Source organism: Alysiella crassa DSM 2578 (assembly GCF_000745955.1).
GTDB lineage: Bacteria > Pseudomonadota > Gammaproteobacteria > Burkholderiales > Neisseriaceae > Simonsiella > Simonsiella crassa.
Genome location: NZ_JQKH01000005.1, coordinates 1 through 23,624 on the forward strand (window position 1 = coordinate 1; position 23,624 = coordinate 23,624).

Annotated in this window: 27 protein-coding genes; 13 read left to right on the forward strand and 14 right to left on the reverse strand. The window is 45.8% G+C overall.

Annotated features, from left to right (window positions below; translation table 11 throughout):
• Window positions 1-155: 155 nt before the first annotated feature.
• The 3 genes from Q338_RS00940 to Q338_RS00950 all read right to left on the reverse strand — a co-directional run bounded on the left by Q338_RS00940 (window position 156) and on the right by Q338_RS00950 (window position 2,608).
• The gene (locus tag Q338_RS00940; RefSeq protein WP_034291103.1) at window positions 156-737 is read right to left on the reverse strand and encodes a TerD family protein; all 582 of its coding nucleotides are present in this window, start codon (window positions 735-737) and stop codon (window positions 156-158) included.
• Between the two features lie 101 nt (window positions 738-838).
• Window positions 839-1,417 (reverse strand): TerD family protein, encoded by a 579-nt coding sequence (locus Q338_RS00945; RefSeq protein WP_034291206.1) that lies wholly within the window; start codon window positions 1,415-1,417, stop codon window positions 839-841.
• A 99-nt stretch (window positions 1,418-1,516) separates the two neighbouring features.
• On the reverse strand, window positions 1,517-2,608 hold the full coding sequence (locus Q338_RS00950) for a TerC/Alx family metal homeostasis membrane protein (RefSeq protein WP_034291104.1): 1,092 nt from the start codon (window positions 2,606-2,608) through the stop codon (window positions 1,517-1,519).
• Between the two features lie 242 nt (window positions 2,609-2,850).
• Between Q338_RS00950 and Q338_RS00955 the strand changes: the two genes are divergently transcribed.
• The 5 genes from Q338_RS00955 to Q338_RS00975 all read left to right on the forward strand — a co-directional run bounded on the left by Q338_RS00955 (window position 2,851) and on the right by Q338_RS00975 (window position 8,278).
• Window positions 2,851-3,486 (forward strand): vWA domain-containing protein, encoded by a 636-nt coding sequence (locus Q338_RS00955; protein WP_034291106.1) that lies wholly within the window; start codon window positions 2,851-2,853, stop codon window positions 3,484-3,486.
• Window positions 3,487-3,504: 18 nt separating this feature from the next.
• A complete protein-coding gene (locus Q338_RS00960) occupies window positions 3,505-4,131 on the forward strand; it encodes a TerD family protein (protein ID WP_034291108.1) in 627 nt (208 codons plus the stop codon).
• A gap of 72 nt (window positions 4,132-4,203) precedes the next feature.
• Window positions 4,204-4,845, forward strand: coding sequence for a VWA domain-containing protein (locus tag Q338_RS00965; RefSeq protein ID WP_084693439.1), 642 nt, complete (start codon window positions 4,204-4,206; stop codon window positions 4,843-4,845).
• Between the two features lie 89 nt (window positions 4,846-4,934).
• Window positions 4,935-6,782: a PP2C family serine/threonine-protein phosphatase gene (locus tag Q338_RS13605; RefSeq protein WP_051968378.1), complete on the forward strand. Its 1,848-nt coding sequence runs from the start codon at window positions 4,935-4,937 to the stop codon at window positions 6,780-6,782.
• Window positions 6,779-8,278, forward strand: coding sequence for a helix-hairpin-helix domain-containing protein (locus Q338_RS00975; RefSeq protein ID WP_034291110.1), 1,500 nt, complete (start codon window positions 6,779-6,781; stop codon window positions 8,276-8,278). Before Q338_RS13605 ends, Q338_RS00975 begins: the two co-directional genes overlap by 4 nt.
• 281 nt (window positions 8,279-8,559) lie before the next feature.
• Here Q338_RS00975 and Q338_RS00980 read toward each other — a convergent pair whose 3' ends face one another.
• From Q338_RS00980 to Q338_RS01010, 8 genes are all read right to left on the reverse strand, one after another.
• Complete coding sequence (locus Q338_RS00980; RefSeq protein WP_034291111.1) at window positions 8,560-9,420, reverse strand: iron-siderophore ABC transporter substrate-binding protein; 861 nt, start codon at window positions 9,418-9,420, stop codon at window positions 8,560-8,562.
• On the reverse strand, window positions 9,417-9,608 hold the full coding sequence (locus tag Q338_RS14250) for a hypothetical protein (protein WP_115723718.1): 192 nt from the start codon (window positions 9,606-9,608) through the stop codon (window positions 9,417-9,419). The genes Q338_RS00980 and Q338_RS14250 overlap by 4 nt, the downstream gene beginning before the upstream one ends.
• Before the next feature lie 213 nt (window positions 9,609-9,821).
• Window positions 9,822-10,580 carry a 3-deoxy-manno-octulosonate cytidylyltransferase gene (kdsB, locus tag Q338_RS00985; RefSeq protein WP_115723717.1) on the reverse strand — a complete coding sequence of 253 codons (759 nt, stop codon included), beginning with the start codon at window positions 10,578-10,580 and terminating at the stop codon, window positions 9,822-9,824.
• Entirely contained in the window at window positions 10,574-10,756 is a 183-nt protein-coding gene (locus Q338_RS00990) for a Trm112 family protein (protein ID WP_034291114.1), read from the reverse strand. The genes kdsB and Q338_RS00990 overlap by 7 nt, the downstream gene beginning before the upstream one ends.
• Window positions 10,757-10,758: 2 nt before the next feature.
• Window positions 10,759-11,349, reverse strand: a complete 591-nt coding sequence (locus tag Q338_RS00995) for a DUF2059 domain-containing protein (RefSeq protein WP_034291115.1) — start codon at window positions 11,347-11,349, stop codon at window positions 10,759-10,761.
• A 92-nt stretch (window positions 11,350-11,441) separates the two neighbouring features.
• Window positions 11,442-12,191: an ABC transporter permease gene (locus Q338_RS01000; RefSeq protein ID WP_034291120.1), complete on the reverse strand. Its 750-nt coding sequence runs from the start codon at window positions 12,189-12,191 to the stop codon at window positions 11,442-11,444.
• A 110-nt stretch (window positions 12,192-12,301) separates the two neighbouring features.
• Window positions 12,302-12,808, reverse strand: a complete 507-nt coding sequence (locus Q338_RS13610) for a hypothetical protein (protein ID WP_051968379.1) — start codon at window positions 12,806-12,808, stop codon at window positions 12,302-12,304.
• An 8-nt stretch (window positions 12,809-12,816) separates the two neighbouring features.
• Complete coding sequence (locus Q338_RS01010; RefSeq protein ID WP_147293723.1) at window positions 12,817-13,683, reverse strand: hypothetical protein; 867 nt, start codon at window positions 13,681-13,683, stop codon at window positions 12,817-12,819.
• A 258-nt stretch (window positions 13,684-13,941) separates the two neighbouring features.
• On the opposite strand from Q338_RS01010, the gene Q338_RS01015 reads away from it, so the two are divergent.
• On the forward strand, window positions 13,942-15,408 hold the full coding sequence (locus Q338_RS01015; RefSeq protein ID WP_034291122.1) for a DASS family sodium-coupled anion symporter: 1,467 nt from the start codon (window positions 13,942-13,944) through the stop codon (window positions 15,406-15,408).
• A 53-nt stretch (window positions 15,409-15,461) separates the two neighbouring features.
• On the opposite strand, the gene Q338_RS01020 is transcribed toward Q338_RS01015, so the two are convergent.
• Complete coding sequence (locus Q338_RS01020) at window positions 15,462-15,866, reverse strand: Lrp/AsnC family transcriptional regulator (RefSeq protein WP_034291127.1); 405 nt, start codon at window positions 15,864-15,866, stop codon at window positions 15,462-15,464.
• 106 nt (window positions 15,867-15,972) lie between these two features.
• Here Q338_RS01020 and Q338_RS01025 point away from each other — a divergent pair, with 106 nt between their 5' ends.
• From Q338_RS01025 to Q338_RS14255, 3 genes are read left to right on the forward strand one after another with little or no spacing between them, the layout of a single operon-like run.
• On the forward strand, window positions 15,973-16,827 hold the full coding sequence (locus tag Q338_RS01025; protein ID WP_034291129.1) for an MBL fold metallo-hydrolase: 855 nt from the start codon (window positions 15,973-15,975) through the stop codon (window positions 16,825-16,827).
• Between the two features lie 54 nt (window positions 16,828-16,881).
• Window positions 16,882-17,382 (forward strand): isochorismatase family protein, encoded by a 501-nt coding sequence (locus Q338_RS01030; protein WP_034291131.1) that lies wholly within the window; start codon window positions 16,882-16,884, stop codon window positions 17,380-17,382.
• Between the two features lie 17 nt (window positions 17,383-17,399).
• Entirely contained in the window at window positions 17,400-17,558 is a 159-nt protein-coding gene (locus tag Q338_RS14255; RefSeq protein WP_156961012.1) for a hypothetical protein, read from the forward strand.
• Here Q338_RS14255 and Q338_RS01035 read toward each other — a convergent pair.
• Window positions 17,548-18,780, reverse strand: a complete 1,233-nt coding sequence (locus Q338_RS01035; RefSeq protein ID WP_244773061.1) for an ABC transporter substrate-binding protein — start codon at window positions 18,778-18,780, stop codon at window positions 17,548-17,550. The genes Q338_RS14255 and Q338_RS01035 overlap by 11 nt on opposite strands.
• Before the next feature lie 294 nt (window positions 18,781-19,074).
• Between Q338_RS01035 and Q338_RS01040 the strand changes: the two genes are divergently transcribed.
• Window positions 19,075-19,404: a DMT family transporter gene (locus Q338_RS01040; protein ID WP_034291135.1), complete on the forward strand. Its 330-nt coding sequence runs from the start codon at window positions 19,075-19,077 to the stop codon at window positions 19,402-19,404.
• 105 nt (window positions 19,405-19,509) lie between these two features.
• Here Q338_RS01040 and Q338_RS01045 read toward each other — a convergent pair whose 3' ends face one another.
• Window positions 19,510-20,304 carry an ABC transporter ATP-binding protein gene (locus Q338_RS01045; RefSeq protein WP_034291216.1) on the reverse strand — a complete coding sequence of 265 codons (795 nt, stop codon included), beginning with the start codon at window positions 20,302-20,304 and terminating at the stop codon, window positions 19,510-19,512.
• 183 nt (window positions 20,305-20,487) lie between these two features.
• On the opposite strand from Q338_RS01045, the gene metX reads away from it, so the two are divergent.
• From metX to Q338_RS01060, 3 genes are all read left to right on the forward strand, one after another.
• On the forward strand, window positions 20,488-21,612 hold the full coding sequence (metX, locus tag Q338_RS01050) for a homoserine O-succinyltransferase MetX (protein WP_034291137.1): 1,125 nt from the start codon (window positions 20,488-20,490) through the stop codon (window positions 21,610-21,612).
• Between the two features lie 3 nt (window positions 21,613-21,615).
• Window positions 21,616-21,960 (forward strand): hypothetical protein, encoded by a 345-nt coding sequence (locus tag Q338_RS01055; protein WP_034291139.1) that lies wholly within the window; start codon window positions 21,616-21,618, stop codon window positions 21,958-21,960.
• Window positions 21,961-22,382: 422 nt separating this feature from the next.
• On the forward strand, window positions 22,383-23,615 hold the full coding sequence (locus tag Q338_RS01060; protein WP_034291141.1) for an ATP-binding protein: 1,233 nt from the start codon (window positions 22,383-22,385) through the stop codon (window positions 23,613-23,615).
• Window positions 23,616-23,624 lie beyond the last annotated feature (9 nt).

Consider the following 23,624-nt stretch of genomic DNA (forward strand, 5'->3'; position numbering starts at 1 on the left):
TTTCAGGCAGCCTTACAGTACACGACAATTTTTACAAACACCCAAAATGTAGGGTGCGTACCACGCACCAAATCATTCAAATAATTGAAATTTCGGTGCGTACCACGCACCCTACATGTAGGTGTCGTGTACTGTAAGGCAGCCTGAAACATTCCTTAAATATTCACACCATAATGTTTCGCCAAAGCCGCCAATCCACCTTTAAAACCTTGACCAATCGCCTTGAATTTCCATTCACCATGATGACGGTAAATTTCGCCAAAAATCATCGCCGTTTCAATGGAAGCGTCTTCCGATAAATCAAAACGCGCCACTTCCACATCGTTGTTGGCGTTCACGCAACGAATATAGGCACTGGCGACTTGCCCGAAATTTTGTTTACGTACTTCCGCATCATGAATGGTTACGGTAATGGCAACTTTTTCTACATTGGCAGGGATTTTGCTCAAATCCACCACAATAATTTCATCATCGCCATCACCTACACCTACACCTGTACGGTTGTCGCCTTGATGTTCTACTGCACCTGTGTCGGACTGGGTTTGATTGTAGAAAATGAAATCCGCATCTGAACGCACTTTGCCAGCCGCATTCAACAAAAACGCGCTGCCGTCCAAATCAAAATCTGCACCGTCTGTGGCGCGCACGTCCCAGCCCAAACCGAGTTGCATTTTGGTTAAAGTGGGGGCTTCTTTACTCAAATTGATGTTGCCACCTTTTTGCAAACTGATTGCCATGATTGAAGAACTCCTGATTTTGATAAAAATGTGTTTTCAGGCTGCCTTTGGGTACGCAATAAAAATTGTGGATGGTGTACTGAAAGGCAGCCTGAAAAAAATTACGCCACGTTCACACCATATTGTTGGCACAAACTCAGCAATCCGCCCGAATAACCCTGCCCAATCGCACGGAATTTCCAATCGCCATTATGGCGGTACACTTCACCAAACACCATCGCTGTTTCTGTGCTGTAATCTTCCGACAAATCAAAGCGCAACACTTCCTGCCCTGTTTCATGATTCACCAAACGCACAAAGGCGTTGCTCACTTGACCAAAATTTTGGCGGCGTAAATCCGCGTCATGAATCGTTACGGTGATGTACAAAGATTTGATGTTGGCAGGCACTTTATCCAATTCCACAATCACGCTTTCATCGTCGCCATCGCCGTCTCCCGTCAAATTATCCCCTGTGTGCTGTACCGAACCGCATGGAGAAACCAGTTGATTATAAAAAATAAAATAATCATCTGATAACACTTTGCCTGTGTCGCTGGTCATGAACACGCTGGCATCCAAATCAAATGCTTGCCCATCGCTGCTGCGTGCGTCCCAGCCCAAGCCAATTAAGATGTGTTTTAAAGTAGGGTCTGTTTTGCTCAATGAAACATTTTGACCTTTGCTTAAAGTTACTGCCATATCAATTTCCTTTTTATGCGTAAAAATAAAAAAGCTGCCTGAAAACAAATTGATGTTTTCAGGCAGCATCGTTTTGCTGCTTTTCAGGCTGCCTGAAGATTATTTTTCTGATGTATCTGATTGAGATGTCTTGTCTTCTGCTTTTTCAGGGAAAATAAATGATGCCACCACACCCAAAGTCAGTACAACCAATACCACCACCAAAGACTCATTTGGCGAAATCTCAAAACCATGATGGAATAAATGATTGGTCGCCGCCAAACCCAATTTGAACGCAATGAAAAACAGCAACACAATCACCGCTTTTTCCAAATGCACCAAATAGCCTTTCAAGGCTTCCAATACAAAATACAAAGTACGTAAACCCAAAATCGCAAACATCATCGCGCTATACACAATCAAAGGTTCTTTGGACACCGCAATCACGGCTGGCACGCTGTCAAACGCAAACATCACGTCCGACAATTCAATCACTGCCAAACACAAAAACAAGGGTGTGGCAACCAACTGACCTTTTTTCATGGGACTGGGGTGGCTGTTTTCAGGGTGCTTCACATCTTCACCAGCCAATTCCAATTTCACATCAGGATACGTTTCGCGTGCTTTTTGCAATTCTGTCGCATTCAAAAAGAAATTGTGTCCATACAAACGCGGAAATACGGGGAAAAATTTATGCACCCAACGGTATGCCAAATGTTCCGAATAGTCTTCATTTTCATCATCGCCATCATCTTGTTTCAACATCATCACGGCAGTCCATCCCACAATCAGCGCGAACACCAATTCCACATACGGACCCAATGCCAACAAACCTGTGCCAATCGCCACAAAAATCATGCGGAACACAATCGCCCCCATAATTCCCCAATACAGCACGCGATGGCGCAAACCATCTGGTACTTTAAACCACGCAAATACTGCCATCATCAAAAACAGATTGTCCACCGATAATACTTTTTCCAGCGCATAGCCTGTGAAGAACAAACTCGCCATTTCGCTACCATGATGGAACCACAAAAACACACCAAATGCCAACGACACCAAAATCCAAAACACCGACCACAATGACGCACTTTTCAGCGACATAGGTTTGTCGTCTCTGTGAGCAAACAGGTCAATTGCAATCGCACCAACTGATAAAATCACAAAAACGGCAACGGTTTCTATGGGGAAACCCAAATGTTCATTCATAAATAAAATCCTTGTCTGATTGAGTAAAAATGAGTATTTGATTGTAATTGTAAATGATTTTACTCAAAACAAAAAATGATTTTTTACACGAAATGCGTTTTTTCAGGCTGCCTGAACTTGTAAAATAAGTGTAATTATTTTACAATCAAAATGATAACAATATTTTCATAAAAATTCTTTATATTACAACTGTTTGTTTTTTACCAATCCTAAACTCTAAACCCTAATTTAAGGAGTGTGTTATGCGCCGTTTACCGATTTATTTGTTGATTGATACATCTGGCTCCATGCATGGCGAAGCGATTGAAGCTGTGCGCAATGGTTTGCAAGTAATGGCAAATGCTTTACGCCAAGACCCTTACGCGCTGGAAACTGCGTATTTATCGGTGATTACATTCAGCAGTTCTGCCAAGCAAATCACACCATTAACCGAATTGACAGATTTCCAAGTACCCAATATTCAAGCAAACGGCACTACCGCCATGGGTGAAGCATTGAGTTTACTGGCAGATTGTATTAACCGTGAAGTGGTCAAAGGCAGCGTGGAAGTGAAAGGCGATTGGAAACCACTCGTGTTTTTGTTGTCAGACGGTGCGCCCACCGACAATTTGAGCAAGGGCATTGCGGCGATGAAGGGCGTGAAAACGGGTGCATTCGTGGCGTGCGCGGCGGGTGCGTCTGCCGACACCGCCACTTTACGACAAATCACGGAAACGGTGGTTTCTTTGGATACGGCAGATTCCAGCTCTATTGCAGCTTATTTTAAATGGGTATCGGCGTCCATTTCGGTATCCAGCCAAAAAATTGAAAATGGCAAAGAAGTCAGTGGCTTGGACGAACTGCCCCCACCGCCCCCTACCATCAATGTGGTTCACTAAAACAAATAGGAGCGTGAAATGGCAATTTCCTTGCGAAAAGGTCAGGGCGTGAATTTACGCAAAGACACGGGTTTTGATTTGTCGCGTTTGAGTGTGGGTTTGGGTTGGGAAGTGGTCAATGCGTCGCCCGAATACGATTTGGACGCGGTGGCTTTTGTGTTAAACGCCAACGGCAAAGTCGGCAATTTGGGTAAATTGAATGAAAATGGTCGTCCTACTTTGATGGGGGGCGATGTGGTTTTCTACAATTCGCTGGTTCACCCAAGTGGCAAAATCCGTTTGAGTGGCGACAACCGCACGGGTTCAGCCAGCCAAAATGACGATGAAACCATTGAAGTGGATTTGGATAACTTGCCAGCAGAATACACGGCAATCGTGTTTTTGGTTACGATTTTCAAAGGCAAGGAACGCGGTCAATCTTTCGCAGGCGTGAATCAAGCACGCATTCGAGCTTTGGATGCCAAAGGTCGTGAAATTTGTTATTACGAAATCGGTGGCAAAAGCGACAACAGTAGTCATTGCACCATGACTTTTGCCCGTGTTGAACGCGATGCACAAGGCAGTTGGGTATTCCGTGCGGTAGGTGAATTTGCGGAAACCGACCGCTTTGTGGACTTGCTTAAATCCGATTACATACCATATTGATTTATTCAGGCTGCCTGAAAATGTTTTGTACCGTTTTTCAGGCAGCTTTTATTCATTTGAAAAAGGAAAATCATGTCGCGCCGATTACTCACTTACATTTGCATTGATACTTCTGGCTCAATGCGTGGCGAACCCATTGAAGCGGTAAATGCTGGTTTACGCGCATTGATGTCATCTTTGCGCCAAAATCCGTATGCTTTGGAAAGTGTGCATTTAAGCATCATCACGTTTGACAGCCAAATCAAAACCGTGCTGCCAATCACGCCTTTGGAACAAATCGTGCTGCCTGAAATCATTTGCCCCGAAAGTGGTGCCACTTTTTTGGGTGCTGCGTTGGAACACATTGTGGAAGCAGTACAGCGCGACCGCATTGTGGGTTCAGCCCAGCAAAAAGGCGATTGGCGACCGATACTCATCGTTTTAACAGACGGCAAACCCACCGATTTGCTGGTGTTTAGTGAAACCGTGGCGAAAATCAAACAATTGGGTTTTGGCAACATTGTGGCGTGTGCCGCAGGTCCTAAAGCGGACGCAAGTTATTTGAAACAATTGAGTAACCATGTTGTTTCGTTGGATACGATGGACGCAGTTTCATTTGCTCAATTCTTCCAATGGGTTTCGTCTGCCGTATCGAAAAGCAGCGTGAGCGTGGGTAGCCCATCGCAAAGCACAGAATTGCCACCGCCGCCTATTTCCATCAATGTTGTTTTGTAAAGGGATATTCACAGGTATTTTGTGTGAGTGGTGCAAGATTTTGACATCACTTACTCATACAGCTAAACATAAGCACAGAGGATGACATCATGAATAATTTAAAAAAATGGCAAGATTTTTGGGCGAAATGCGATGAAGCGGAATTTGCTGAATTTGTTGCACAAAATAAGGGACTGTTAACCCAATTACAGGAAAATTGGCTGCAATTTGTACATATAAAAAATGAAAATAATGTATCTGAAAATATGCCTAATTCACATAAAAATGCGAATGCAACAACGTTTTTCAGGCAGCCTGAAAGTGAAATCTCGGGAGAAAATGAAAATATTATTGTTTGTTCGGAAAACCATGTTCCCACTCAACATGAAAACGAAGTAACGGACAATACAGTTCATGTACCCGAATTGCCTGAATCTGCAACAAAAAACATGACACCAAATAACACGGTTATTGAACCCAATCATTTACCCACACCCAGCCATCAAAATACAACAGTAAATGAAACCAATTTAGCCACAGTAAATATAGACAACATGGTTTTGAACAATACAACTTTCATACCATCTTCGCTCATTCAAAATGAAAATGAAATGGCAAATACCGCAATTGCGTCTCAACTGTCTGCAAATGAAAGCGTTGCGCCTACTGCTCCTGAAACCTTGGTAGCAGCAAAAGAAAAACCACTCACTACAGAAATTTCCAGCCAACCTGAACCGCAAAAAAATAACAGTAATCCCATGCCGCCAGCAAAACACAGCACACCCTTACCCAATGCCCGCAAAGGAGAAGCTTATTTTGCTCAATTGCCGCCCAATGCCCAAGATTTGCGTATTCAGCCTGAATGTGGCTTGACATGGGAAGCTGATACGCAACGCATTATTGGCACACCCAATTATTCGGGTGATGTACACATTACCTATTATTTAAATAATGGCAATCTAGACCCCATTCACCACAGTCTCTACATCAACCCCAACCCCAAAGATTTGTGGGCAAATATTCCTACCGACCGCAATATCCCTTTCTACAAAGAGGACAATTACCACGAAGAACCAACCATCACACCACATGGTATGTTACTGGCTGCACGCGTGCGTGGACGTTCACACGCCCATACGGGCAAACCTTGCGATGATGATTTTGCCATTCGCTACCATTCCGCTACGGGTTTGCATTTTATTGCAGTATCAGATGGGGCAGGCAGCGCAGAGTATTCGCGTTTGGGTTCGCAAGTGGCAGTAGATAATGCCGCCGATGCCGTGTGGCAAAAATTGGGCATGGGCGACCCCAACTTTTCCCTAAACCATAATCAAGATATCAAGCAGCGCAAAGAGGTGCTGGTCAATTTAGTCAATCATGCCGCGTATCAAGCCATGGTGGCTTTGTACCAAACCGCCAAAGACAATGGCATTGAATTGAAAAAATTATCCTGTACCTTGTTGTTTATTTTGAGTTTACCGATTGAAGATGGTACATGGATAAATGCCATATACAGCGTTGGTGATGGCGCATTGGCAATTTGGCTGCCTGAAAACCAAACTTTGGCTTTTGTTGCTGAAAGCGACAGTGGTAGTTATTCGGGGGAAACACGCTTTTTAACCGCCGATGAAACCACTCTTGCCGCATTGCAAAAGCGCACCCGTTGTGGCATTTGTGCTTCACCGCCCGTTTTGTTTGCGATGACTGACGGTGTATCCGACCCGAAATTTGAAACCGATGCCCAACTCAAAAATCCACAAAAATGGCAAGATTTATGGGCAGAATTACAAGATGTTTTGCAAGACAAACAGCCTGAACAAGCTTTGGAAAGGTGGCTGAATTTTTGGTCGGCAGGCAATCACGATGACCGTACTTTGGCGATGTTTGTGCCAAACGGCTTTTTCAGGCTGCCTGAAACTCCAAGTAAACCCACCGAAAACTCAGAAAGCACATCATGAGCAATATTATTACCCTAACCGCCACCAATGGCGAAACCATACAATTTGTAAACGAAATCAAAGCACAAGGCGGTATGAAAGATGTGATGTTTTCGCCCAACAAAGATTATGTGGTGGCTTTTTTTCGTGAGCCTGCCGATGTTGCTACGCGTGAACGTTTAGAACAAATCACAGGTTTGTATCGTAAGCGCATTTTTGAGCAAGAAGGTGGCGAATATTTGAAAAAACTGTATTGTTGGCCCACCGCCGTGGTGGAACACAATGGTAAATTGGGTGTGGTTGCGCCGTTTTACCGCGATTGTTTTTTCTTTGAACACGGCAGCCGCAACAACGACATGCTCAACATCAAAGGCAAAGACAAAGACGGCAAATGGTTTGCCAGCGCATCCAACCGCAATCGCTTCCTTGACCCGCGTGAATTGGGCGACTGGATGACACATTTGAAAATCTGCATCATGTTGTCCCGTGCCGTCAGACGCATGCACATGGCAGGTTTGAGCCACAGCGATTTGGGCTACAAAAACTGTTTGATAGACCCCGTAACAGGTCAAGCCTGCCTGATTGACATTGACGGTTTGGTCGTACCTGGAAAACACCCACCCAGTGTGGTTGGCACACCCGATTTCATTGCGCCCGAAGTCGTTGCCAGCGCACATCTGCCCAAAGATGACCCCAACCGCAAATTACCGAGCCGCACCACAGATTTACACGCTTTGGCGGTGCTGATTTACATGTATTTGCTGTATCGTCATCCTTTGCGCGGCGACAAAATTCACGACCCCAATGACAGTCAACGCGATGAAGAATTGAGCATGGGCAGCCAAGCCTTGTTCGTGGAACACCCGAAAGACAACAGCAACCGCATTAAAGTTGCCAACTGCAGATCCGCCGATTTACCTTGGAAAGACACCAACAAAATCCCCTATACCGTTTGTGGTCCTTATATTGCAGATTTGTTTAAACGTGCTTTCATAGATGGGCTGCACCAACCAAACTCGCGCCCCACTGCCGATGAATGGGAACGTGCTTTGGTCAAAACGGTGGATTTGTTGCAACCTTGCAGCAATCCAAGTTGTGAGCAAAAATGGTATCCGTTTGACAACAGTCGCCGCCCTGTTTGTCCATTTTGTGGTACGCCGCATTCAGGCAGCCTGCCTGTGTTGAATTTGTATTCCGCCGCGCCCAACGACAGCTATCGCCTTGATAATCATCGCATTATGGTTTATAGCGGACAATCGCTGTTCAAATGGCATGCCAACAGCACGGTTTTCCCCAATGAACGTCTTTCCGCCGATGAAGCCAAACGTGTGGGCTATTTTGTCTTGCACAATGGCAATTGGTGGCTGGTCAATGAAGGGCTACCTGAAATGTATGATGTACAAAATAAAATCGCCATTCCAATTGGTGGCAAAATCAAATTAACCGAAGGCGCACAAGTTTTGCTACAAAAAGGGCAAGGTGGTCGCCTGATTTCGGTGCAAATGGCTGGGCAATAAAATAATGTGAACTCAGGATAAGAAAATTGAATATTTCATGAAAGTAAACGCCATTCTCAACTCTTTCTTGGGATAAAAAATTTGAAAATTTCATGAAAATAAATGACTTGCGTAGAGTGGGTGCAAACACACCCTACGGCGGAATATTGATTAAAACAAGTCGTTAATGATTTCTTATCCCGAATTCATGTTAAATAAATCAGTTCATTTCAAAAAATAGTTGAGAGTGGCGTTATTAAAAAACTGATTTGATTATTTAAATTTCAATTTTAACTTTAATTTTACCAATTATCCTGTTTCCCATGCACCGCCGCGTCCACCAACAAATCCCCAAATCGCCCCATCGCCGCCAAACCACCATACGCCCACACCGCCGTCAGCACCCGATGATTATCCGCACGCGACATCGGCAAACGCCGCCACAATGCGCTGTGCTGCAAAGTTCGCCCCACGTCCACAGGGTGCGGCTTCACCACAAGCAGCAAGGTGTTTTCAGGCAGCCGCGCCAGTTCGCCCAAACCAATATTGGCAAAACCCCATTGATTGCTCGCCCCCGTCCACGCATTACGCAAACCCAATTTGCCCAGCACCACATGAAACAAACTCGTGTCGCCATAAATCCGCACCTGCCGCGCATTGATAAATTGCACCACCGCCACAGGGCGATGGGCAATTTTGCTTAACTGCTGTTTTTGTTGCATAAAACGCTGTTCGGTTGCCGTAATCAGCGTTTCGGCGGCGGTTTCGCGTTGCGCCAATTTTGCCAATTCGCGGGTGGCGGACACGGTTTTGTCCCATGTTGTGCCGCGCTCGTCTGCCATGTCAATTTGGTGGACGGGCGCGATTTTGCGTAAACTGTCCGCGCTGCCCATATAAAACGCCGTTTGCACAAAAAAATCGGGGCGCAAACGGGCTAAATATTCAATATTCGGCTGCATACGCACGCCAAAATCAGCAGTTTGGGCAGGCAAACGCGGATAGCCCACCCATTTTTGATAGGAAACCTTGTCTCCAGCCACCAAAGGCGGTGCGCCGATGGCGGTCAGCGTTTCCGATACTGTCCAATCAGACGTGGCAATGCGCGGCGCGGCGTATGCACAGGGCATCACACAAAATAGTATCAATAAGATGATTTTTTTCATGATTTTTTCTCAATTATAGTCGTAGAAATGAAAATGCAGTACAAGGCGACAACGCCCGCCGTGTACGAATAGTACATAAGGGCGTTGGCAACGCCGTAATGCTTTTTTAGTTCTGCGACTATACAAACAAACGGATAATATTCAGGCAGCCTGAAAGCACTTTCAGGCTGCCTTTCGGTACACGACAATTTGTTGAAGTTTTGCAGGATAGACGCTGTCCACCCTAAAATTTTCAGGCAGCCTTTCAGTACCCGACAAAACTCATGTAGGGTGTGCCGTGCGCACCAAAATCACCACAATATTTAAATTATTCAGCCATTTGGTGCGCACAGCGCACCTTACATTTTCTACGTCAGATTGACACGTTTTTTGTAGATTAGTGAAAGGCAGCCTGAAAATATTTAATGATTGGAATAATATTGCCGCACCCGCACCAAATCTTCTGCCGTATCCACCCCAGCAGGCGGCGCAAAATCCAACACTTCGACCGCAATCTCATAGCCATGCCACAACACCCGCAATTGTTCCAAACTCTCGCACACTTCCAAAGGTGATTCGGCTAATTGTGCATATTTTTTCAGAAAATCAACGCGATAAGCATAAATCCCAATATGGCGCAAAGGCGTATTTTCAGGCAGCCGTGTTTCGCCCGCCAACATCACATCACGCGGATACGCAATCGGAGCACGGCTAAAATACAAAGCCTTACCTGATTGATTTAACACCACTTTCACACAATTTGGATTCATAAATTCCGCAAAATCATGCACAGGGTGCGCCGCCGTTGCCATCGGTGCGCCGCTTGTTGCCAATTTATGCGCCACACGCGCAATCAAATCAGGCGGAATCAAAGGCTCATCGCCCTGCACGTTTACCACGATTTCATCGTCCGCCAAACCCAACAATTGCGCGGCTTCCGCCAAACGCGTGGTGCCGCTGGTGTGGTGTGCGCCCGTCATCACGCTGGCGATGTTGTGCGCGGCGCAGGCAGCCTGAATGCGCTCGTGGTCGGTCGCCACAATCACGTTTTTCGCGGCGGATTGCGCCGCTTGTTCGGCGGCGCGGACTATCATCGGTTTGCCACCAATGTCCGCCAACGCCTTTTCAGGCAGCCTGCTGGACGATAATCGCGCAGGTAAAATCACGCTAAAATTCATGATTTTACTTCCAAATCGCTTAATTCACGCGCTTCCTGTTCCAGCATAATCGGAATGCCATCACGAATGGGAAAGGCGAGTTTAGCGGCTTTGCTCCACAATTCCTGTGTATCCGCATGATATTCCAATGGTTTTTTTGTAATTGGGCAAATCAGCAAGTCTAAAAATTTTTTTTCCATAATTATTTGGCTTTCTGTTTATTTTTGGGGCTGGTTTTTTTGGGGGATTTGGTGGTGGCTTTGGGCGATTTTTTCGCGTTCAAAGCCTGAAATTTCGCCATAGATTGCGGCAATTCGGCTTCAATCGCTGCTGCGTAACGCTTTTGGGTTAATTCGGCTAAATCACGCGCGGTTTGTTCCACATAAACCGCTTGTTTGGCAATGATTTGGCGACCAATGGGCGTGCTGTAAAATTGCAATTGTGCGTCAATTTCTTCTTGCGTGTAATTCTGTTTCAGAGCGCGTCTTAATACATTCAATTCGGCTTCACGCATACTGGGCGAGAAAATGCGTTTTTTCACATTTTCTTGAAATTCATCAACAATATCAATAATCTGATTGCGTTGCGTTTGGTCGCCCATTTTGGGTTGGGGTAAAGCCTGCTGCCAAATCGCTTCGGTGGCGGCTTGAATGCCTACTTCATGGTTTATCTCTAAAACTTTTTCGGATTCAGTCAGTTGAATCAGTTTGTTCACGCTTTCATCGCTGGGTGTTTGGGCAAATGTGGGGGTGGTAATCAGCAACGCAGCGAGTACGAATAGGCGTAAAGTCATGCTTATTCCTTTGATGTCAATAAAAAAGCGATTATAACAAAAAGGCAGCCTGAACGCGGTTTTCAGGCTGCCCAGTATTTTATAATGAACAATTAATTACGTTGCCAAAACTTCGCCGCCGACCGCGCCATGCTGTCCAAAGCCCAACCAATCATGCCAATCAACACAATCGCCGCCATCAATTCGGCATACGCCAAACGGTCGCGCGTGTCCAAAATGAAATAGCCCAAACCTTCGTTCACGCCCAACATTTCGCACGGCACGAGTACCACCCACACAATGCCAATCGCCAAACGCAAACCGTTCAAAATGTCGCCCAACACAGCAGGCAGCATGATTTTCAACAACATTTCCGATTGGGTCGCGCTCAATGAACGCCCCAATTCCAGCCATTGTGGGTTGATGTTTTTCACGCCTGCCGCCGTGTTCAAAATAATCGCCCACACCGCCGCAAACGCCAGCAAAAAGTAAATCGGTGCATCGCCAATGCCAAACAGCATGACCACCACAGGCATCCACGAAAGCGGCGAAATCATGCGTAAAAATTGGAATGCGGGGCTGGCGGTCTGCTCCGTTTTGCGCGACAAACCCAGCGCGAAACCCACAGGCACACCAATCAGCAGCGCAAACGCCAAACCCACGCCCACCCTTTGCAAGCTGGCGAAAATGTGTTCCCAAAGTTGTCCGCCAAGCAATAGTGTTTTCAGGCTGCCCAGCGCGGCGGCGGGCGCGAGCATATTTGCCAAGGGCATGGTTTGCGCCAAAATCAGGCTGCCGATTTGCCACAGCGCGAGCAAAATCAATAAACCCATTATGCCCAAAACAGTGGATTGATTTTTCATAATCTTTTCAATTTTGTGTGATGTTGATGGCGCAAATCATACACAAAAGCGGATTATGGCGTTAGATTGTTTGTTTCTAATGGATAGAATAAGAATGGGATTTGGTGTGTTCAGGCTGCCTGTAACCATATTTCAATTGATTTTTTAGCTGACAATAAATGATGGTAAAAATCTGCTTTTTCATCAGCGTCCCAATCTTTTTCTTGACACCAATCACAAACATCATATAAACCGTTCAACCAATCAGGATAATAAATGATGTTTTTTTCTGTGATTTTGGGGTAATCAGTTAAAAAATGTTCTTCAATTTGTGATAATTGATAACAAAATTCGTATTCAGATAAGCCATTCTCCATATATTGTTGAATAAAAGAAAGCAAATATCTGGCTAATACTCTTTCCACATGGACGCTATTTTCTGAAAAATCAGGATATTGAGATTTTAAATAATCACGAATAGGAAAAAAACGATATTCGCCATTGGAGTGCCATTCAAAAAAATCTACTGGAATTTCATCAACTTCATGATTGGCAATGTATTCATCAAACCAATCCGACAAATCCGATTTTGGGATAAATCCCAACAAAAACAAAACCAATTTATCGTTTTCATTCATATTTTGGATTACCTTTCAGGCTGCGACCACGTCCACACGCTGCCGTCTGCCAGCAAAAAATATGCTGTGTGATTTTGCACCGCGCTGCGCACAATTTTGGCTGGCAATTCGGGCGACAGCTTTTTCAGGCTGCCTGAACCGTCCAGCGCGAAAACATGGCGAAAACCCATTTGCGGAATCAGCGCGTATTCGGGCAGCACCGCCGCAATTTGCGTGTCGTGCGAACCGATGGCGTGGTTGCTGAAACCTTCGCCCAATTCCTGTTCAATCAAACGCTTGCCTTGCATTTCATAGCGCACCAAGCGTCCCACAATATGCGGCATTTGCACGGCATACAGTTGATTTTGAAACACAAAGGGCGATTGCCAACGATGAGACGGCAAAGGCGCACTTTCGGCAACAATCTGCCAATTTTGCCCTTGCAACGCCAACACCGCCACGCGCGCCCCTGCGCCATCGCCTGAAATGACCGCCACGATTTTGTCGCCCCAAACCGCCAAAGTGTTGTTTTCAAAAACCAAGTTTTCAGGCAGCCTGAACGCTTGGGCGGCAGGTTTCAGCGTTTGCGCGTCCAAAGTGTAGAGCGTTTTCGCTTCAATCGTGTCGCCCAAAACGCCGTGTGGGTAGGTTTGGCTGTCGGGGTCGCCCAGCAGTAAGATGTTGTTGCCAAAGGAAATGGGGCGACTGTCGGGCAACAAGATGATGTGTTTGGCAATTTTTTGATGCGCCATTTCCGTATTGCCCGAAAAAGGCGATTGTGTGGCGCGTGTGATTGGCGGCAGGGCGTGTTCCGATGGCGCGACAAAATTCGGCTCGGCACGGCAAGCGTTTAAAATCAATAATAAGGGTAATAAAGTTAATTTTTTGAAATTCATGGTTTTTTCTTTCAATTTTGAATTGAAATAAGTAAAAAAATATTTCAAATAAGTCAGTTGATTTCAAAAAAGAGTTGTAGCGTGGTATTAGCAACGCCGTAGTGCTGTTTCAATTCTGCGACTATATGACAAAATTGTAGGACAGCTCAGTCCACTTGCAAACTATTTCCAAAAAAAAATTTGCGCTAACACAAATGCACTCGGGTCGCAAAAGCGTACAATTACACCCAGTTTCACAACACAGATAAGGAGAATTTTATGAAACGCGAATTGGGTTTCAAACCCATTCCCACCCTGATTGCCATTGCGCTGGCATTGATAATCTGGTTCAGCCCGATACCCGAAGGCGTATCGCCACAAGGTTGGCATTTGTTGGCGATGTTTGTGGGCGTGATTGCGGCGATTATTGGTAAAGCCATGCCCATTGGTGCGATGTCCATTGTGGCGGTGATGTTGGTGGCGGTATCGGGGGTTACGGCAGATAAACCCAGTCAAGCCATAGACCATGCTTTGTCATCGTATGCCAATTCGTTGATTTGGTTAATTGGTATTGCCATCATGATTTCACGCGGTTTGCTGAAAACGGGCTTGGGGGCGCGAATCGCTTATTTATTCATTGCTGTGTTTGGCAAAAAAACCTTGGGGATTGGATACAGTTTGGCATTATCCGAATTGCTGCTTGCGCCTGTTACACCCAGCAACACGGCTCGCGGTGGCGCAATCATGCACCCCATTATGAAATCCATTGCAGGCAGCTACGATTCCGACCCCGAAAAAGGCACCGAAAAACACATGGGCAAATATTTGGCATTGGTCAATTACCATTCCAATCCCATCAGTTCCACCATGTTCATTACCGCCACCGCACCCAATCCTTTGGTGGTGAATTTGATTGCGGAAGTGGTGGGCAGCGATTTTCGTTTAAGTTGGGGCGCGTGGGCTTGGGCGATGCTGGTACCAGGTTTGGTGGCGTTTGCCTTAATGCCTTTGGTGTTGTATTGGCTTTATCCACCTGAAATCAAAGAAACCCCCAATGCGGTTGCTTTTGCCAAAGAAAAATTGGCGCAAATGGGCAAAATGTCGCTTGATGAAAAAATCATGTTGGCGATTTTTGTGATTTTGTTGCTGCTGTGGGCGGGTGTGCCTGAAATGCTGTTGGGCAAAGCCTATGCGGTCAATGCCACAGCCACGGCATTCATTGGATTGAGTTTACTGCTGTTGAGCAACGTCTTGACTTGGGACGATATTTTGAAAGAAAAAAGTGCTTGGGACACCATTATTTGGTTTGGTGCTTTAATCATGATGGCAACTTATTTGAATAAATTGGGCGTGATTAAATGGTTTTCAGGCAGCCTTGAAACGACCATTGGCGGTTTTGGTGTCAGTGGCATGATGGCAGGTTTGCTGCTGGTGTTGGCGTACATGTACGCGCACTATTTCTTTGCCAGCACCACCGCCCACATTACCGCCATGTTTGGGGCATTTTTGGGGGCAGCCATTTCTTTGGGTTCGCCACCCATGCTCACGGCTTTGATGTTTGCGGCTGCGTCCAGCCTGATGATGAGTTTGACCCACTACGCCACAGGCACATCGCCCGTTGTGTTTGGTTCGGGCTACACCACCATGGGTGAATGGTGGAAAGCAGGTTTCATCATGAGCGTGGTCAATTTCATCGTGTTTGCCGTGGTTGGCGGCGTGTGGTGGAAAATCTTGAATTATTGGTAAACGCATCAATAAAATGTTCAGGCAGCCCAATTTGGTGTTGGGCAGCCTGAAATTCATTTCACGCGCCGAATGCTGCTGTTTAAACGATAACCACCGTGTTGCAGCAATTCATTCAAAAATTGTTCCAATTCTGCCATATTCTCTGTTGCGTAAACAATGTGATAGCAAATGTCGCCACTGGTTTTGTCCACGCTCTCCACATTGGGTTTGCCGCGCAACCAATCTTCAAACGCTTGAAAATTCGTGTGTTTCATCATCACGCCGATGAAATGGCGTGGTCGGTTTTCGCGGATTGTGAAACCGTCAATCACACCGTTTTCTTGCATTTGTTTCACGCGCTCGGCGGTGGCTTGTCCGCTCAAATGCACGGTTTTGCCCAATTCTTGCCAACTTATGCGGCTGTTTTGGCGCAAAGTTTGCAAAATGGCTAAACTGATTTTGTCGTCAAATTTTTTCATTTCTTACAATTTCTCTGTTTGGGGCGATGATTTCGTGGATTTTACGCTGTAAAGCCCTGATTGGCACGGCTACAATTTCATTTTTTATCAAATAGGAATACGCAAAATGAAATTGAAACACATCGCTCTCGCCAGCTTATTGTTTGCAGGCAGCCTGAATGCTTGGGCAGCCGACAGCTATCAACACATTCGCAATGCCACAGCCAAAATTGAATATGCAGGACAAACTTTTTTGGTAGACCCATTTTTTGCCAAAAAAGGTTCAATGGCAGGTTTTGAAGGCACATTCAACAGCCATTTGCGTTCGCCTTTGGTGGATTTGCCGATGTCGGAACGCGAAATCGTGAAAGGCGTGGACGCAGTCATCGTTACCCACACCCATGAAGACCATTGGGACAAAGCTGCGCAAAATGCCATTCCCAAACATTTGCCCATTTTCACGCAACATGAAGACGATGCCCAGTTAATTCGTTCACAAGGTTTCAAAAATGTACAAGTGATTAACGGTAAAGCGATTTTTAATGGTGTTGAATTGCACAAAACAGGTGGTTCGCACGGCACGGTGGAAATGTATGCCAATCCCACTTTTGCCAAAATTTTGGGCGAAGCCATGGGTGTGGTCATCAAAAAAGACGGTCATGCAACGGCTTATATTGTGGGCGATACGGTGTGGACTGCCGATGTGAATAAAGCTTTGCACAAATTCAATCCCGATTATTTGATTATGAACACAGGCTATGCGCGAATCAATGGCATTGCCGAAAGCATCATCATGGGTACGAACGATGTGTTAAAAGCCACCCAAATTGCGCCCAAAGCCAAAATCATCACGGTTCACATGGACACCACCAACCACAACAGCGTAAGCCGTGAAGATATGCGTAAATTCGTGATTGGCGAAAAAATCCAAGATAAAGTCATCATTCCAAAAGATGGTGAAATCATTGATTTAAAAAAATAATGTTTCAGGAAACTTGAAATATTTTTCTCAATTCAAAACAAAGGTATTGAAAACATGAAAACCGCTTTACTCGTGATTGACGTACAAAACGAATATTTTGCCAGCGCAAACGGCAAATTTGACCAATTTAATGTGGACAATGTGGCGCAAAACATCGCCAGCCACATTCAGGCAGCCAACGCGCAAGGGCAACTTGTGATTGGCGTGCAACACATTATGCCAGCCGATTATCCTTTGTTTGCGAAAGGTTCGCATGGTGCGGCGTTGCACGATTCGGTTGCCGCTTTGCTGGCAGACAAGCCGCTGGTGCAAAAAGCCCATGCCGACAGTTTTTTAAACACCAATCTGATTGATATTTTGCAAGAAAATGGCATTGAACAAGTGGACATTTGCGGCATCATGACCCAAAATTGTGTTACGCATACGGCTTTGTCGCCTTTTGCCAAAGATTATCAAATTCGTGTTTTATCAACGCTTTGTACTGCGCCAACGGAATTGATTCATCAAATTGCTTTGGGTGCATTGCAAGACCGTGATTGGATTGAAGTGGTGTAATTGTGTGGGGGGACAAGATGGGTTCCCCCTATTTTTTCAGGCTGCCTCACGGTATGCGACAATTTTTGATGTTGCCACGAACCTACCCCCTCCCCCTATGCAAGGGGGAGGGGACAGATTGGTGGCAATCCCAAAAATCATCGTGTACTTTCAGGCAGCCTGAAATCAAATCTTAAATTGTTCCACACGTTGCAAACTGCTTAAACCAAATTGTTTCATTAAATCATGCTGTTGCAAAGATTTTTCCACAAAGCGCGTGTCAAACAATTCTTTGGACGCGATTTCAGGCTGCACATCTTGCAAAAAGGTGTTCACGCCAGCCAAATGCGTTTCTTTGAGCAATTTAATCAGCAATTCGCTGTACGATTGAAATGGAAAAGGTTGAAAATCAATGCGTTTTTGCTGCCAATCGGCATGGCGGATTGCACCGTTGCGCTCGTATTTTGCCCATTGCACGGGTTCGGGTTGCAACACGTTTCGCAACACCGCCACATCGTGTGGCGTGTATTTGTTGATGCCTTGTTTTGCCAACAATTCTGCCGTTTCCACGCGATGATGTTTGGCGAACGCGGCTGCCTGAACCAGTGCGTCAATCACGCCTTGCACCCAATCGGGGCGCGTGTTGATGTCGTGGTCGTGCATCATCGTCAGGCAGCAAGCGTGTTCGCGCCAAATGTCGCCCGAAAAACGCAAAATCTTGCCCACACCTTTGGCTTCCGCCAGCGCGTTAAACGGCTCGGCAACGATGAAACCCGCAATCTGTTTCGCCGCCAAAGCCGCCACCATGTCGGAAGGCGGCATCACGGTCAGGCGGACTTGCCCAAGTTGCGGATTTTTCTCCACAATTTGCAAACCAGCTTGTCGCAAAAGCTGTTGCACCACCACATTGTGTATGCTGTACCAAAAGGGTATGGCGATGGTTTGTCCTTGTAAATCAGTGATTTGATTGATGTCGGGGCGCACGGTCAAAGCCGAACCGCAAGTGTGGTTCCACATCAGCGCACGCACAGGCGCACGGCTGCCATAGCGCATCCACACGCTCATGGGCGACAAAACGTGTATCACATTCACTTGCCCACTCAAAAACGCCTCCACCAAACTCGCCCAACTGCGGAACAAAATCGGCTTGACGGTTTCAATATTGTTTTTTTGAAACAAGCCTTTACCGTGTGCCACCAAAAGCGGTGCAGCGTCCAAAATCGGCAAATAGCCAATGGTGAGCGGTGCATTGGCTTGGGCGGCAGCGCGTTGTTGGCAGGCTTGCAACAAGGGCATGGCGGCTGTGGCGGTGAACAGGGCGGAAAGTTTCAGAAAATCGCGGCGTGTTTGCATGATGTTGATTTTTTTGATGAATAAGTTAGCGGAAAAAGTTTCAGGCAGCCTTTCAGTACACGACAATTTTGGGATTTACGCCAATCTGTCCCCTCCCCCGTCTCAAACGGGGGAGGGCTAGGGTGGGGGTAAATTTGTGGAAATAAATCAATATTTTTGTAAATCAACGAGCCACCCCCACCCTAACCCTCCCCCGCAAGCGGGAGAGGGGACAGGTTTCAGGCAATCCAAAGATTTTTGTCGTGTACTAAAAGGCAGCCTGAAAAAGGTTTTTGCGCTGAAAATAAAATATTTATCAAGAATATGATTTTAAATGGAAAAATCATATAATCCCATTTTAAATCTTATCAGGATAAAAAAATGAACCATTGGATTTTATTAGCCATTTCCATTGCTTGCGAAATTCTTGGCACAACCATGTTGAAACAAAGTGATGGTTTTACCAAATTGCTGCCCACTTTGGTGGCAATGTGTGCGTTTGGCGTGGCGTTTTATTTGGTGTCGCTGGTGTTTCGCGTGCTGCCTGTGGGGATTGTGTACGCGATTTGGTCGGGCGTGGGCATTGTCGCCACCGCTTTCATTGCGTGGGTGGTGTTTGGGCAAAAGCCTGATTTGCCAGCGATTTTGGGCATGGCGATGATTATTGGGGGTGTGGTGGTCATCAATTTGTTTTCCAAAACGGGGCATTGAAATCAAAAAATGTCGTCCACCAAAAACATCAAACCAATCAAATTGTTATGAGTGAATAAAATGGTAAACGGTGTCCACCCCACACATTTTCAGGCAGCCTGAAACTCAAATCACAAATTCCACCGTTTGCGCTTGATTGGCATATTGTTGCGCCGAATGCAAAGTTTGCACAATTTCCGTTCGCATATTTTGCAATTCCGCCAAACGTGTCGTACGCGGAAACGGCAACTCAGGCTGCCACGTTCCCGCAATGCGCCCATTGCCGCCCACCAACACAATGCGGTCGGACACCAACAAAGCCTCATCAATATCGTGCGTAACCATCAACGCAGCCGTGTTGTGGTGCTGCACAATTTGGCGCAACATGGTTTGCATTTGCTCACGAATCACCGCGTCCAAAGCCGAAAATGGCTCGTCCAGCAACAAAACTTGCGGCTGGCGCACAATCCCACGCGCCAAAGCCGCCCGTTGCGCCATGCCCCCCGACAATTCAGACGGATATTTGTTTGCCGCATTTGCCAAACCCACTTCTTGCAAAGCAGATTCAATGCGTTGATTTTGTTCATCTTTGCTGATTTTGGGCTGGTGGGCAAAATCCAAACCAAACGCCACATTATCGCGCACATTCAACCATGGCAACAAAGCCGCGCTCTGAAACACCAAACCCACGCGAGGGTGCGGTTTTGTTAATTTTTCGCCAAACAGCGACACGCTGCCTGAAAGCGGCTGATTCAGCCCCGCCAGCACGCGCAGTAAAGAAGATTTCCCCACGCCACTCGCCCCCAGCAAGCTGACCAATTCGCCAGCCTGAATGTGCAAATTGAAATCGTGCAAAATGGTTTTTAAACTGCCATTTTGTTTGTAACCCAATGAAATATTGTGAATTTCCAATGTATTCATGATGATTTTGATGAATGAAATTTCAGGCAGGATACGCGATTTCATTTCTGAAAAAAAAGATTTTGTGATTATGTGATTTAGATGATTTGCTTATATTCAAATGAACAAAATATTCAGGCAGCCTGAAAACCCAAAAATCTACTATAATTCCACATTTCAAAAATCTTTTCAGGCAGCCTGAATATGTCCGTTACCAGTACCACCATTGTTACTCCCCAACTAATTGCTTTTGAACACAATTTCCCACTGCAAAATGGGCAAACCTTACCCCGATTTGACCTAATGGTGGAAACCTACGGCACACTCAACGCCGCCAAAAGCAATGCCATTTTAATTTGCCACGCCCTATCAGGCACACACCATGTGGCGGGACGACACAGCCCAGACGATAAACACGCTGGCTGGTGGGATAATATGGTTGGTTCGGGTAAACCCATTGATACCGATAAATTTTTTGTGGTAGGCGTGAACAATTTGGGTGGCTGTGCAGGCAGCACAGGACCGCGTTCACACAATCCCGAAACAGGTTTGGATTATGGCGCGGATTTTCCTGTTGTAACCGTGCGCGATTGGGTGCGCTCACAGGCTTTGCTCGCCGACCATTTTGGCATTAGCGAATGGGCGGCGGTGGTGGGCGGCAGTTTGGGTGGCATGCAAGCCTTGCAATGGACGATTGATTTTCCGCGCCGTGTGCGTCATGCGCTGGTGATTGCTTCATCGCCGCGCTTGAGTACGCAAAACATCGCGTTTAACGATGTCGCCCGCCAAGCCATACTCACCGACCCCGATTTTCACGGCGGATACTACAGCCGCCACCAAACCAAACCCAGACGCGGCTTACGCATTGCCCGCATGATGGGGCATATTACTTATTTAGCCGAACACGGTTTAGGCAAAAAATTTGGGCGACAATTGCGCGGTAATGAATATAAATTCAATTATGATGTTGATTTTGAAGTGGAAAGTTATTTGCGTTATCAAGGCGACAAATTCGCCGACCATTTTGATGCCAACACCTATTTATTGATGACCAAAGCCTTGGATTATTTTGACCCAGCCGCCGAACACTGCAACAATCTCACCGCCGCGCTTGCCCATGTTCAAGCCAAGTTTTTTGTGGCAAGTTTCAGCAGCGATTGGCGATTTGCACCCTCGCGTTCACACGAATTGGTGAAAGCCTTGATTGCGGCGCGTAAAGATGTGCAGTATATAGAAGTGCCGTCCCATCACGGGCATGACGCGTTTTTGATGGAAGACGAGCCATATATTAACGCCGTGCGTGCGTTTATGGTGAATATTAAGGTGTAAATCATGAGTTTATTCAAAGAATTGCTGATTGGTTTTACTGTATTGATTGCTTTGGCATTGGGCTATTTGTATTTGCCGATGGAATGGCGGCGGCATAAAGACATTCAATTGGGTAACACATTGATTAGCCAAGTACAAAATTACCAAAAACAACACAACAGGCTGCCTGAAAACCATGAAGAAGCGGTATTGAAACAATTGGGTTTTCGCCACAACAAAAATGGCTGGCAACCGAATTACCGCAAAATCAACGCGCAACAATTTCAAATTATTTACGCCGATGGTTTTTTGCCGCCCCATTTGGCGTGGGATACGCAAACGCAGCGTTGGCAGTTGGTGGATAAATAATTCATTTTAAAATTAAAAAATAATGGGGTGGATAATATTATCCGCCCCATTTGGTTTTTCAGGCTATAGTCGCAGAACTGAAAAAGCAGTACGGCGTTGCCAACGCCCTTATGTACGATTCGTACACGGCGGACGTTGTCGCCTTGTACTGCATTTTCATTTCTACGACTATAAAACCTTTGCAAAACCCCATTTTTTGAACTTTCATACCAAACACGCTAAAAAAACGCGCTATAAGCTATAGTGGATTCAATTTAAAATCAGGACAAGGCGACAGCGACCGCCGTTTACACATAGTACATAAGGGAGCTGGCAACGCTGTACTGGTTTAAATTGAATTCACTATAAATAAACACATTGAAGCAAATTCAAGTTTAATCTAAAATCCAATCTTAAAATAAACTGAAAAATGGAACAGCAAAATGTTTTACCCACGTCATTTACAAAATGTCTTGCAGAAAACTTTAAACCAATTTCCTGCTGTATTGCTGACAGGTGCCAGACAAGTCGGCAAATCCACCCTGATTCAACACATTGCCCCACAACACAATTACATCACTTTGGACGACGCCCTCCAACTTGACCAAGCCAAAAATGAACCCAGCCTGTTTTTGCTCAACAACACTTGCCCCTTGATTTTGGACGAAGTGCAATACGCGCCTGAATTGTTCCCTTTACTCAAACTGAACATTGACCGCCAAAAACAAAACAGTCTGTATTTGTTATCGGGTTCACAGGCGTTTGAATTGATGAAAAATGTCAGCGAAAGCTTGGCTGGACGCGTTGCCATTTTGAAACTCAATGGCTTATCTTGGCGAGAAATGCGTGGCGATGATTTTCAGGCAGCTTTTGTGCCAACACCTGAATTTGTATCGCAGAGAAAACCCATTTTCAGGCTGCCTGAAACCGAAAATATCTGGCAAATCATTTATCGTGGCGACATGCCCCGTCTTTACGAGCAGCCTGAAACCGATTGGCAGATTTATTACGCTTCCTACGTTGCCACCTACATTGAACGCGATGTCCGCCAACTGATTAATGTGAGCAGCAACACCGATTTCACGCGATTTATGGTGGCGATTGCCGCACGAAGTGGCGAATTATTGAATTACAGCAGCGTGGCACAAGATGTCGGCGTTTCGGTGGATACGGTCAAACGTTGGGTCAGCGTGTTGCAAACTTCGGGCATCGTGTATTTATTGCCACCGTACAGCAACAATCATTTGAAACGCGCCATTAAAACGCCCAAAATCTACATGATGAACACAGGTCTCATGGCATATTTAACCAAATGGCTTACCCCCGAAACCATACAACACGGCGCAAAAAGCGGACAATTTTTTGAAACTTTTGTGGTCAGCGAAATCATCAAATCGTTTCACAATCAAGGTGTGATTGACGTGCCGATTTATTTTTATCGCGACACCAATCAAAAAGAAATTGATGTTTTGATTGAACATCAGCAAACTTTGTACCCGATAGAAATCAAAACCACCGCCAATCCCAACAAGAAAATGGCGGTGGCATTTGATTTGTTGCGAAACAGCCTACCTGAAAACGAATTGAGCATGGCACACGGCACCATCATCAATCAATATCCACAGAAAATGTGGTTGGCTGAAAATTTATTGGCTTTGCCTGTGTCGCATTTGTGATGTTTCAGG